Source organism: Caballeronia fortuita, assembly GCF_001544835.2.
In the GTDB taxonomy this organism is placed as follows: domain Bacteria; phylum Pseudomonadota; class Gammaproteobacteria; order Burkholderiales; family Burkholderiaceae; genus Caballeronia; species Caballeronia fortuita.
The window spans coordinates 155,774-168,027 of the sequence record NZ_FCNX02000004.1; the positions used below are offsets into that span (position 1 = coordinate 155,774).

Consider the following 12,254-nt stretch of genomic DNA (forward strand, 5'->3'; position numbering starts at 1 on the left):
CGCCACCCATGAAAATCATGCTCGTGGTCAGTTCGATGGGAAGCGGCGGCGCCGAGCGCGTCGCGGCTTCGCTCGTCAATGCGTGGGCGCAGCGCGGCGATACGGTGACGCTCGTCATCACGTATAGCGGCCGTGGCGCGTGCTTCTATCCGCTCGCGCCGAACGTGCGCTGCATCTTCCTCGCCGATCGCGTGAAGGCCGGCGCACGCATGCTGCAATATCCCGCGCGGTTTCGCGCGCTGCGTTCGCTGATCCGCGAAAGCGCGCCGGATGTCGTCGTGTCGTTCCTGTCGAATGTGAACATCACGACGATTCTCGCGACGCGCGGTCTCGGCATTCCGGTGATCGCGGCCGAGCACATCGATCCGTCCGCCGATGGCCGCTCGCAGCTCATGAGTCAGATGTGCCGCTTCGTCTATCCGAGCGCGGACTTGCTCACGCTGCTCACGGACAACATGGAAGCGTCGTTCAGGAAGATGGTGCCGCGCGTCAAGCGCATCGAAGTGGTGCCTAATCCGCTGCCGGACGAGTTGTTGCTGTTGCAGCCCGAGAGCGTGGAGAAAAGCGAGCGCAAGCGCCTCGTCGCGGTCGGCCGTCTCAACACGCAAAAACAATTCGATCTTCTGATCGATGTCTATGCGACGCTCGCTCCCGAGTTCCCCGATTGGGATTTGTGGATCTGGGGCGAAGGCCCGGAACGCGCGGTGCTCGAAGCGCAGATCGCGCAACTGAAGATGAAAGAGCGCGTGCTGATGCCAGGCAAGACGACCACGCCGTGGGAAGAAATGGCGCGCTCGGATGCGTTCGTGCTGTCTTCGCGGTATGAAGGCTTGCCGATGGCGATGCTCGAAGGCATGGCGCTCGGACTCGCGACCGTCGCGTTCGATTGCAAGAGCGGCCCGCGCGAACTCACGCGCGACGGCCAGGACGGCCTGCTCGTGCCGCCCGGCGACAAGGCGGCGCTCATCGACGCCTTGCGCCGCGTGATGTCGGACGAAGCGTTGCGTGCCGAGCTTGGCCGCAAGGCGGCGGCATCGGTCCGGCAGCGTTATTCGTCGCCGGCGATTCTGCGCCAGTGGGATGCGATCTTCGCGCAACTCGGCGCACGCTCGCGTGGCGGCGAAGGCAAGGGCACCGCTTATCCGCGCGCAGTCACGGGGGAGAAGGCGTAATGGTGGGCCGGCGACGCGTGATCCACTCGCTGCTGTTGGGCGCCGTCGCCGGTGGCATGGGCGTCGCGGGCATCGGTGCGCGCGCGTCGCAGAAGCGCGATGTCGTCATCGACAAATCGTTCGGCGTGAAGGGCGATGGCAAGACGAACGACCGCGTCGCGCTGCAGAGAGCCATCGATCAGTCGGTCGATCAGACGCTCGTCATCACTGGCAGGTGCCGTATCGACGAGAAAGGGCTCGACCTGCGGCGCGATAGTCACATTCGCTTCGCGCCGGGCGCGTCGATCAAGCTGCTGCCGCACGATACGTCGTTCTATTCGATCTTTCGTTTGTGGGACGTGAGCAACGTGCTCGTCGAGAACGCGGTGCTCGACGGCAGCAAGGAGTTGAACGCGGCGAAGCCGGAGTTGCGTGAGAACGGTCACGGCATGGGCTTTTCGATTGCCGGCAGCACGGAGGTCACGCTCATCTCGCCGAAGACGGTCGGCTGCTGGGGCGATGGCATCTACATCGCGAACAGCTACAACGTCGGCTTCAAGTACAGCAGCGGCATTCGCGTGGTGAATCATCACGCGGACCGCTGCCGCAGACAAGGTGTGTCGATCATCAGCGGACGCAACATCGTGTTCGAGAATCCGCTGTGGGAGAACATCGGCGGCACGCAGCCGGAAGCGGGATTCGACGCGGAGCCGAACAGCAACGCGGACATCCTCGAGAACATCCGCATCGTGAATCCGACGACGCGCAATTGCCGGTACGGAATCATCGTCTGGCTGGAGGAGATCGTCGGGCCGATGCCCAAGCATGTCGATATCGGCATCATGAATCATCGCGACGAAGGCGCGAGCGATGCCGCGTTCGCCGTGTCCTCGCTCAAGCTGAAGGGGCGCACGGTGTCGGGTCAGATAGCGAGTCATTCGCCGACGTGGGTAAGTCCGAAGATGTCGACCGTGGAGAGTATCGATTACGACAAGGCAGGACCGAAGATCGTCGTCACCAACCTGAGGCTCGTGCCCTGAAAGCCGCGCCCACACAATAAATAAAGCGCAAATGGCCAATACGATGCAAGCAACGACAATGAACAATACGGCGCAGCAAAGCGCACCCGTCAGACGAATGACCGGTTTCGCGTACTTCATGACGCCGTCCGGATGGGCGTTTCTCGTGCTGGCCGCAACCGCGCTCGCGATCCTCGCGTTTCGCGAGCGCAGCGTCGGACTGATCTTCGACCAGGAAGCGTACATCCAGTATTTCCGCTCGACGGACTGGCACTGGCTCGTGCAGTTTTATCAGAACCGCGAGTCGGACATGGGCTTTCTCATCAGCCTCATCACCGAGGAGCTGGGCTGGCGTTCGTGGGTCATCTTTCTCAACGCGTTCGGCGTCACGCCCGAAGGCGGCATCCGCACGACGGTCGTGCTGCTCAACATCGTCGTCATGTATTCGCTGCTGCAGACGCGCCGTCCGCTCGTCGGCCTGATCCTGTGGCTCGTCATTCCATATGCGCTCGCAACGGTCGGCTTGTTCCAGATCCGTCAGGGCTTCGGACTCGCCATCGCGATGCTGTTCGCATGCCGCTTCAACAAGCCGACGCTCGGCATGGGACTCGCGAGCTTCGTGCACACGACGTTCGCGGTGCCCACGGCGTTCCTGCTGACGGCCGGTTTGTTCAGCGAGCAGAAGAAGGCGCGCGCGCTCGTCGCGGTGAGCGCGGTCGCGATCGTGCTCGCGTCGGCAGCGAAGTTTCTCTTCGCGACTTACGGCGGCCGTCGTATCGACGAATACTCGGGCTATCAGGAAAACTTCACGATCAAGCTGCTGTCGCTGCTGTTCTTCTACACGATGGCATCGGCGATGGTGCTTTATTCGACGTGGCGTTCGCAGGACACGCAACGTCAGCGCGCATTCACGCGTCTTTCCATCATGCACGTCGGCCTCTTCGTGTATCTCATCGTTGCGTTCTTCGTGTTCCCGTTCGCGAAGGGCCGCGTGTGGTACTGCGTGCCGCTCCTGCTGCCGTTCCTCGCGCCCGAGATCAAGTTCAAGAACGCGATGGTCCTCGTCATCACCTTCGGCGTGTTCGTAGCCGTTGCCGCCGATGCCACGAAGAGCTATTTCGAAGGCGTCTATCACTACTTCCTGATGCCCTGACGACGATGTCCTACTTCCTGATCTCACTCGATTTCGAACTGATGTGGGGCGTGCGCGACCATCGCACGGTGGCCACGTACGGCAAGAACATCCTCGGCGTGCGCGAGGCGATTCCGGCCATGCTCGCGATGTTCACGAAGCATCGCGTGAAGGCGACGTGGGCGACCGTCGGCATGTTGCTCTTCGATAACAAGAAGGACCTGCTCGCGAATCTGCCGGACGTGCGGCCGACCTATACCGACGCGAAGCTGAGCCCGTACACGAACGGTTATCTCGACTCGATCGGCGATAGCGAAAAGAGCGATCCGTATCACTACGGTCTGTCGCTCGCACGCCAGATCGTCGACACCGAAGGCAGCGAGCTCGCGAGCCACACGTTCTGTCATTACTACGCGCTCGAAAAAGGCCAGGACAAGGCGCAGTTCGCCGCCGATATGGCAGCATCCGTCGCGTCCATCCGGCGTCTCGCCGATCCGCCCGCCAGCATCGTGTTTCCGCGCAACCAGGTGAACAATGCGTATCTGCCGGTGTGCGCGGAGCAGGGGCTCATCGCGTATCGCGGCACGGAGCGCAACTGGATGTATCGCGAGACAGCGCGCGCCGATGAAGCCGCGCTGCGCCGTGCGGCGCGTCTCGCCGATGCGTACGTCAACCTTTCGGGCGATCACGCGTTCGAGCCGCGCGCGTCTTCACGCGGACTCGTCGACGTGCGTTCGAGCCGCTTCCTGCGTCCTTACGCGCACAACAAGCGCGCGCTGGAATGGTTGCGCATTCATCGGATCAAGCAGTCGATGACATCGGCGGCGCGCACGGGGCGCTCGTTTCATCTGTGGTGGCATCCGCATAACTTCGGTGCGAATCTCGCAGAAAACATCGCGGTGCTCGAAGCGGTGCTGAAGCATCACGTGTACTTGAGAGAGACCTACGGCATGCAGCCCGCGACGATGGCGGAAGTCGCGCGGGCGACGCAATCGCAAGAGACCGGGCTTGCGGAAATGGAATTCGGTTTGTCCGTTTGATCAAGCAGCAATCAGAAGTCACAAGACGCTAGAAAACGACCCGCACCGCGGGCGCGATGCCTTGGCGACAGCCATCGCATCGCGCCTGCGCGCGCGCGGCATAAAAAGAGTTTTGGGGGAAGCGCGATGAACTTTCGTAACGACATAAACGGCCTGCGCGCGTTCGCGGTTCTCGCGGTCGTCCTTTTCCACTTCGACGTGCCCGGCTTCAAAGGCGGCTTTCTCGGCGTCGACGTGTTCTTCGTGATTTCCGGCTACCTGATGACGAGCATCATCTTCAGGCGCCTGTCGAAGAACACGTTCTCGGTGCTCGAATTCTATGGCGATCGCGCGCGGCGCATCATTCCCGCGCTCGCGTTTCTCTGCTTCGCGCTCGGCGTGTTCGGCTGGCTCGTGTTCCTGCCGTCTGAGTTCCGCGCGTTCGGCAAGGCGGCGGGATCGAGCCTCGGCTTCTTCTCGAACATCGTCTACTGGCGGGAAGCGGGTTACTTCGATACGCGCTCGCATCTCAAGTGGCTTCTGCATACGTGGTCGCTGTCGGTGGAATGGCAGTTCTATCTGCTGTATCCGCTCGGCATTCTGCTCGTGCGCAAGCTCTTCGGTCAGCGCGGCACGGTGATCGCGCTGATCGTTGCGGCCATCGTGTCGTTCGCGGCGTGCGTCTATCTCTCCGATCCGACCAAATGGCCCACCGCAGCGTTCTTCCTGCTGCCCACCCGCGCATGGGAGATGATCGCGGGCGGTCTCGTGTTCCTCTTTCCGGTGACGCCGCGCAGGCTCGTTCGACGGACGATGGAGTTCGCCGGTCTTGCGATGATCGTCTACGGCGCGTTCACCTTCAACGAAGACATTGCATGGCCGGGTTATCTCGCGCTCGTTCCGGTGCTCGGCACGTCGCTCGTGATTCTTGCGGGCCGCAAGACTTCGATCTTCACGGGCAATCCGCTCGCGCAGTTCATCGGCAAGATTTCGTATTCGGTCTATCTGTGGCACTGGCCGTTCGTCGTCGCGCTCACGTACTTCGACAAGGAAGGCTCGCTGCACTGGCGCGTCGCGGCAATCGCGGGCGGCTTCGCGATGGGTTATCTGTCGTATGCGCTCGTCGAGTCGAAGACGCGCAAGGCGTCGGGCGGCGAGGCGCGTGCGTTCCCGAGCTTCATGACCTTGCGTCCGATCCTCGCGTTCACGCTGCTGCTCGCGATCGGCGGCGGCAGCATCTTTGCGAGCCAGGGCGTGCCGAACCGTTTCGACCGTTCGGTGTTCATCGCCGATAGCGAGACTTACGACACGAACCCGCATCGCACGAAGTGCCACATGATGATCGATCCGTGCGATGTCGCGAACCGGCAGAAGCAGAGCCGCGTGGTCGTGCTCGGCGACAGTCACGCGGAGGCGATCGCCGAAGCGGTCGTCGATGCCGTGCCCAACGGCAAGCCGGACGATGTCCTGCTCATCACGATAGAGGGCTGCCCGACGATCTACGGCATCCGCCGCGGCAATGGCGACTGCTTCGATCAGGACCGCAAGTACATCGATATCCTGAGCCGCGATCCCACCGCGAAGACGCCGGTCATCATCGCCAATCACTGGTCGCAATACTGGTCCGGCCCGACGATGGACGACTTCACGTTCGTCAATCCGGAGCAGCCGGCGCAGACATCGACACCGTTTTCGACGGAGCAGTATCGCGAGCATTTGCTGTCGACGGTGTGCCGGATCTCGAAGATTCGCCCGGTCTATCTCGTCGAGCCGATTCCCGAGTTCGACTTCAACGTGCCGCTCACGCTCGCGCGCGAGAAGATGAAGAACCCGAAGGCGCCCGATCTGTCGATCAGCATGTCCGACTATGTCGCGCGCAACGGCGCATTGCTGCGCGCGATGCGCGAGGCGCACGACGAATGCGGCATCCAGTTGCTCGATCCGCGCCCCTACCTGTGCCCGGACGGCCGATGCATGGGTTCGCACGACGGTCGTCCGTTGTACTCCGACTTCCATCACATGAGCGAATACGGCAACCGCTTCCTCGTGCCGATGTTCCGGCGCGTGTTCGAGCAAGGTTGAGACTTCATTGCGGCGCGTCCGTGCCTGCTTGCGGACCGTTGCCGGTGAAGGGCGGCGCGAAGCGCGTCCAGAAGATGTAGCTCGCGAGCACGGCGATCGCGCCCGCGCCGGTCGCGAGCAGCACGCCCTGCGCGCCGTAGATGCGCACGAGAATGATGTTGCCGATGATTTTCGTCGCGAAGCCGATCACCGATATCACCGAGATCGCGCGATAGCGCGTTTCGCTCGCGAACAACTGCACGAGCACGCACATGCCGAAGTAGAACGGCACTTGCAGCAGACCGTAGCGAAAGAGCGTGGTGACGGCGATGGTGTCGTCGGCGGTGAACGCGCCCTTCTGAAAGAGCAGCTTCACGACGTACGGCGCGAGCGCATAAGCGATGAGACTGCCGGTGAGACCGAGCATCGTCATGATGACCGACCACTTGAGCGCGGTGCTGCGCGCCCGCGCATGATCGCCGCGATGAAGAATCTCCGCGAGGATCGGCAGCGTCGCGCGCGTGATCGCAAGCGCGCCCATGCTCAGCACGAGCGACAGCAGCCGGCTCGCGTAGCCTAGCGTCGCGATGGCGCCGTCGCCTTGCCGCGCCATGAAATACTGGTCGATGGGAAGCCACAGACTTGCGACCACCGCGCCGATCGTGAGCATGCCCATCGAGCGGATCGTCGACGGCCATTGCTTCGAGCGCATCGCGACGCTCGGCATCGCGCGCAGGGTGTCGGCGCGTCGTGCGAGCACGCGCAGCCACGCGGCCTGCACGATAAAGCCGAGCGACGTGCCGACGACGAGCGGAAGAATCGATTCGTTGTTGCGCGCGATGAGCACGAAGACGAGCAGGCCGATCGCCGGCACGCATTCCAGCAACGTGTTGATGTGCCTGCCCGACGCCTGAAGCCGCGCCGACGAGATGCAGATCGTGAAGGTCAGCACGCCGACCGGCGTCATGCTGATGATCATCGCGCGGCACATGTCGCGTGTGGATTCGGCGAGACTGCCCGCGATCACATTCGCGAGATATGGCCAGAAAAGCCACAGCAGAAGCGACGACGCGAGTCCGATGACAAGCCCCGCGCCTTCGAGCTCGCCGAGAAACCCGTTGCGCTGCGACGTGTCTTCCTTGAGCGAAACGAGCGTGGGAACGAGCAGCACCGCGAGCACGTTCGTGAGCATCGTGGGCAGCCAGGTGACGAGCGTGAGCGCGAACTGATAGGCGTCGACGGTGCCGCTGATCCCGTAGCGATAGGCGATCGCCATTTCCTTCGATGCGCCTATGCACTTCCCGGCGATCACGAATATCAGCAGAACGACCGCGCTTCTCGCGATTCGCTTGTGATCCTGATGCACTCCGCCAAGGCGTCGTCGAACCGATTGCACTGCGGTGCTCAGCACTATTGCTCTCCAGCATGAAGCTTCTCGCCGCGTGGCCCGGCCTCAGAACGAGATCGCCATGCGATTGAAACGGGCGAGGGCCGGCGGCCTTTCGCGCGAGAGAGGCAAGCGTGCAGGAAAACGGCAGACGTGACTGTTCGCTGGGGCACCCGGCAGCGCCGATGCCCGCGCGTGCAGGACGGTACGCGGCGGTACGTGACGACGCGTGGCGGCTATGAGGCGCCCACGGACACGCCCGCCGGCCACGGACGCACGATGTAGCGCGCGGCACGGTCGAGCGAGGCGTCGTCGGTCAGGATGCGGGCCGGGCAGCCGGCGACGGTCACGTTCGGCGGAATGTCCCGCGTCACGACGCTGCCCGCGCCGATCGTGACGTTATCGCCGATGGTCACGTTCTCGACGATGCAGACGTTCGGCCCGATATAGACGTTGTTGCCGATCGTCGCGGCCTTGCCGTGATTCGAGCCGATCGTCACGCCTTGCGAGATGTTGCAGTTCGCGCCGATGACCGTCGTCGGATTGACCGCGAGTGTGCCGACATGACTGATGTAAAAGCCCGGCCCGATCTTCGTGCGCGGGCTGATGACGAAGCCGAAGCGGCGCTGCTTGAGCCGCACGATGTGATTGAGCACGAGGCGCACAGGCCGCGACGACGCCGCGCTCGCGAGCCGCAGCCAGAACATGTAGTTGAACCCTTCGTTCAGCACGAGTTGCTCGAGAAGCAGCATGAGGCTGTACTCGCCGGTGTAGCGGTAGAGGTCGCTCTTGATCAGGTCGAAGGTTCTCATCGCGGCACGTCTGTTCGTTTTGGTGATTTCTTGTAATACCTCGGGCCGGTCGGCAATGCTTATCCGAAGACTAATGCGTTGCAGCCCGGCGTTCGGTGCGAAATGGAACATATGACCGACGCGCGATGCGTCGCCCGCCTGAAACGCGGAATTATTTCGTCTGCTGAATGGAGATTATCCTCAATCAGATTATTAGCAATATCGCTTGAACCCAACGCAGACGCGGGCGGCAGGGGTTTGAAACTCACATTCGTATTAACCCGATAAGGGTAAGCACTGTAGGGTCTTTCGTCATGCGATTAAAAAAATTTTGAGTGCTGCGCTTACAAAATTGGTCTGGACAGCATTAAGGGCTGAAAGAGGACATTTCAGACTGTAATTTTTTCGTATGGGCAGCGTTGTAAGCGGTCATTTTGGCGCTCTAAATAAGAATTGCGGCTGACTGAATGGGAAATAAAGCGGAATAATCAGATGTTTCTTGCGCGTTTCGGCATACGAAAGGCGTCCGCTCAAGCCTTGCAGGGCGCGACACAGGGTTCTGGCGCGTTTTTTTCGCGTGCACGTTCGTAATGTTAAAATCGATTCTTCTGAAGAATATTTATCGTCATATCGAATGCGGTTTAAAGTGGTGTTATTCATCTACCGTATTAACTTTAAAAAGCACGTAGATTTTTTCTCTCTTCAGTCTTCAAAACGGAAAACGCTCCGCATTAAAGTTTCGAAAACACAAAATAAAAAGTTACAAGCGTACATTCTGTAACAAGTGCCGGGTAGAAATACACCGTAACAATCTGTAGGATTTAAAAAAGACGGTAATTCATGCCGTCGGACTTAAGTGCTCTTTCAGACCGTTCGCGGACCGATCGAGTACGGGGTGATGGGTTCTCCCGGTTACTGGTTTCATCCGATCCCGAGTCATCCGTTTTTCGCCGAGATGCCTTTCGGAGTCGCCGTGTGCGGCTGTCGAGCGCTGAGCGGCGCAATCGTTTGCGCCTGCTTATTAGCGTTGGTCATCTCTTATCCATAAAGAAACGTTGCGTGCGGCCGATGTCGCATGAACGGGTTCGCCCGTCGACAACGCACAACCAATCTTGGAAAGACAATGCTTTCGAACAACACTCAGGCAGACACCCAGGCAAACAACTCCGTCGTCGACTCGCGTATCGCAACCCGTCGCAAGCTGCTGACCTCGCTCATCGCGGGTAGCGGCGCGTTCGTCCTCGCCGCATGCGGCGGCGGCGGCGACGGCGCGGCGCCCGATGCGGTCGCCGACCGCTTTAGACGCCGCAACACGAGCGGCGCATCGACCGCGACGCCCGCAAGCTCGGCATCGTCGGCTAGCACGACGACGAGCGCCAGCGCACCGGCCGCGGCCAGCTCGACGAGCGCCGCCAGCACCAGCACCGCAGGCACCATCGCCGCTTCGTCGTTCGGCGTGAAGGCAGACGGCAAGACCAACGACCGCGCCGCGCTGCAGGCCGCGATCGACGGCTCCGTCGGCCAGATTCTCCTGATCTCGGGCCAGGTCCGCATCGACACGACCGGCCTCAAGCTGCGCACCAACACGCACATCCGCTTCGCGTCGGGCGCTTCGATCAAGCTGCTGCCGCACAACGCCGACATCTACCAGATGATGCTCATCGAAGACGTGAGCAACGTCATCGTCGAAAACGCGTACCTCGACGGCAGCAAGGAGCTGAACTCGGCTTCGGGCGGCGAGCACGGCATGGGCTTCTCGATCATCGGCGCGCAGAACGTGCACCTGATCGCGCCGACGACGATCAACACGTGGGGCGACGGCATCTACATCAACGACAGCCAGAGCAAGAAGAACACGCCGACGTACAACCTCGTCGTCGACAACCACAAGGCCGACGGCTGCCGCCGTCAGGGCGTGTCGATCATCTCGGGCGACACGATCACGTTCAACAGCCCGGTGTGGCAGAACATCAACGGCACGGCGCCGGCGTGCGGTCTGGACTTCGAGCCGAACGACAACTCGGCCGTGTTCAAGAGCATCACGATCAACAGCCCGACGACGGCGAACTGCAAGGGCGGCGGCATCAACGTGTGGTTCGGCTCGCTGCCGGGTCCGATCAGCAAGACGGTCACGATCGCGATCAACAACCACGTCGATACGACGAGCCCCGGCGGTTCGTTCGCGGTGCAGGGTCTGTCGCTCGACGGCTACATCGTCAATGGCCAGATCAGCAGCACGAATCCGAAGTGGAAGTACCCGCTGATCGTCGAGCAGTGGGACAACAACGGTCCGCGCATCAACGTGCAGAATCCGACGATCGTCAAGTCGTAAGCGGCGATGCAATGAAAAACGCCATGCGGGAATGCTTTCCCGCATGGCGTTTTTTCGCTGTGACGCGCGGCTTACTTGAACCAGCCGAGATTCACCGAGTTGGCGATCGCCTGCAGTCCCGCCGGATTCGGATGCAGATGGTCGCCGCTGTCGTACGCGCCGCGCATCACGGGCGGATTCGCCGGATCGCCGAGCGCGGCGGCCTGATCGAGCACGGCGTCGCAGCCGCTGTCGGGCGTGGCGACGAACGCGTTCACCGCGGCGCGCGTCGCCTCGATGTCCGCCGTCCACGACGACACGCCTTCGAACGGCGTGAGCGTCGAACAGATCACGCCGACGCCCGCCGCGTGCGCGCTCTGCGTGAGTTGCGTGTAGGCGGCGGTGAGGCGTGCGGCGGTCGGCGGCGCGTGGCCGATCAGGTTGTTCACGGCGTCGTCGGAAACGATGACCCACTTCACGTTGTACTTGTCGAGTGCGTCGCGCGCGAAGCGTGTGAGGCCGGCATCGCCGGAATCGTTCGTGAAGAAGTCATTGCCGGAAATGCCCTGATTGAGCACGCCGATCGTCATGCCCGCCTGCTGCAGACGCGCGGCGAGCAGGTTGGGCCAGCGGCCGTTCGTGTTCGGCGTCGATGCGATACCGTCCGTGATCGATGCGCCGAACGCGACCACCGCGCCCGTCGCATTGGCGTTCTGCACGACGGCGTCGGTGAGGAAGTAGTAAGACTGCGCGCCGAGCGCGTTGACGACGCCGCCGCGGAATTCCGTGTCGGCGCTCACGTCGCCGGGCGCAATGTAGACGTCCTGCAAACCTTCGGCGTGGCCGGTCGTTTCCATCGGCGTCTGTTGCGGAAAATACGCGCTGACGACGATGTCCGACTGCGCCGGCACCGCGAACGCGATCGGATCGCTCATCTCCGTCTTGCCGGGCGGAATCGTGACGAAGGACTGACCGTTGAAGGTGACGGCCCTGTCGCTGCCCGCGACGGTGCGCTGGCCGCCCGCGCGCAACGCGACGCGCACGTCGCCGATCACGAGCGGCTCGTTGCCGTATTGATTCGAAAACTGCACGCCGAGCGCCGTTCCGCCGATGCTCGTGTGCACGATCTGACGGATCGTCTGATTATTGAAGCCGCCGTCGCCGGTGATCATCGGCGCGGTGCTCCATGTGCCGGTCCACGGCAAGGTCGCGCTGATGTTCTGCGCGAAACTGGATGATGCGAGCGGCAGAGCGAGCGCGGTGGCCACGAGGGCTCGCCTGAGGCGGGGAAATCGCTTGTTCAACTTGTTCTCCGAAACCAGCCGGGTATGAGTTCGATGTCTCGCGGATGCGAGACCTTTTGGCAGGCGCGTGTGGCCACAG

Annotated in this window: 9 protein-coding genes; 6 read left to right on the forward strand and 3 right to left on the reverse strand. The window is 62.0% G+C overall.

The window, feature by feature from the left end; genetic code table 11:
- The first annotated feature begins 8 nt into the window (after positions 1-8).
- The 5 genes from AWB77_RS09720 to AWB77_RS09740 all read left to right on the forward strand — a co-directional run bounded on the left by AWB77_RS09720 (position 9) and on the right by AWB77_RS09740 (position 6,403).
- Complete coding sequence (locus AWB77_RS09720; RefSeq protein ID WP_061134215.1) at positions 9-1,172, forward strand: glycosyltransferase family 4 protein; 1,164 nt, start codon at positions 9-11, stop codon at positions 1,170-1,172.
- The gene (locus tag AWB77_RS09725; protein WP_061134216.1) at positions 1,172-2,191 is read left to right on the forward strand and encodes a hypothetical protein; all 1,020 of its coding nucleotides are present in this window, start codon (positions 1,172-1,174) and stop codon (positions 2,189-2,191) included. Before AWB77_RS09720 ends, AWB77_RS09725 begins: the two co-directional genes overlap by 1 nt.
- 58 nt (positions 2,192-2,249) lie before the next feature.
- Complete coding sequence (locus AWB77_RS09730) at positions 2,250-3,323, forward strand: hypothetical protein (protein WP_061134217.1); 1,074 nt, start codon at positions 2,250-2,252, stop codon at positions 3,321-3,323.
- 5 nt (positions 3,324-3,328) lie between these two features.
- Complete coding sequence (locus AWB77_RS09735) at positions 3,329-4,342, forward strand: polysaccharide deacetylase family protein (RefSeq protein ID WP_061134218.1); 1,014 nt, start codon at positions 3,329-3,331, stop codon at positions 4,340-4,342.
- A gap of 126 nt (positions 4,343-4,468) precedes the next feature.
- Positions 4,469-6,403 (forward strand): acyltransferase family protein, encoded by a 1,935-nt coding sequence (locus AWB77_RS09740; protein ID WP_061134219.1) that lies wholly within the window; start codon positions 4,469-4,471, stop codon positions 6,401-6,403.
- Between the two features lie 4 nt (positions 6,404-6,407).
- On the opposite strand, the gene murJ is transcribed toward AWB77_RS09740, so the two are convergent.
- A complete protein-coding gene (gene murJ, locus AWB77_RS09745; RefSeq protein ID WP_061134220.1) occupies positions 6,408-7,793 on the reverse strand; it encodes a murein biosynthesis integral membrane protein MurJ in 1,386 nt (461 codons plus the stop codon).
- A gap of 212 nt (positions 7,794-8,005) precedes the next feature.
- The gene (locus AWB77_RS09750) at positions 8,006-8,581 is read right to left on the reverse strand and encodes a serine O-acetyltransferase (RefSeq protein WP_061134221.1); all 576 of its coding nucleotides are present in this window, start codon (positions 8,579-8,581) and stop codon (positions 8,006-8,008) included.
- Positions 8,582-9,683: 1,102 nt separating this feature from the next.
- On the opposite strand from AWB77_RS09750, the gene AWB77_RS09755 reads away from it, so the two are divergent.
- On the forward strand, positions 9,684-10,892 hold the full coding sequence (locus AWB77_RS09755) for a glycoside hydrolase family protein (RefSeq protein ID WP_061134222.1): 1,209 nt from the start codon (positions 9,684-9,686) through the stop codon (positions 10,890-10,892).
- A 71-nt stretch (positions 10,893-10,963) separates the two neighbouring features.
- Here AWB77_RS09755 and AWB77_RS09760 read toward each other — a convergent pair whose 3' ends face one another.
- Positions 10,964-12,139: a GDSL-type esterase/lipase family protein gene (locus AWB77_RS09760; RefSeq protein ID WP_061134223.1), complete on the reverse strand. Its 1,176-nt coding sequence runs from the start codon at positions 12,137-12,139 to the stop codon at positions 10,964-10,966.
- Between the last annotated feature and the right edge of the window lie 115 nt (positions 12,140-12,254).

Coding starts and splice junctions, on each gene's coding strand:
- AWB77_RS09730 (WP_061134217.1), top strand. CDS start 2,250: ATGAACAATACGGCGCAGCAAAGCGCACCCGTCAGACGAATGACCGGT.
- AWB77_RS09740 (WP_061134219.1), top strand. CDS start 4,469: ATGAACTTTCGTAACGACATAAACGGCCTGCGCGCGTTCGCGGTTCTC.
- AWB77_RS09735 (WP_061134218.1), top strand. CDS start 3,329: ATGTCCTACTTCCTGATCTCACTCGATTTCGAACTGATGTGGGGCGTG.
- AWB77_RS09720 (WP_061134215.1), top strand. CDS start 9: ATGAAAATCATGCTCGTGGTCAGTTCGATGGGAAGCGGCGGCGCCGAG.
- AWB77_RS09755 (WP_061134222.1), top strand. CDS start 9,684: ATGCTTTCGAACAACACTCAGGCAGACACCCAGGCAAACAACTCCGTC.
- AWB77_RS09750 (WP_061134221.1), bottom strand. CDS start 8,581: ATGAGAACCTTCGACCTGATCAAGAGCGACCTCTACCGCTACACCGGC.
- AWB77_RS09725 (WP_061134216.1), top strand. CDS start 1,172: ATGGTGGGCCGGCGACGCGTGATCCACTCGCTGCTGTTGGGCGCCGTC.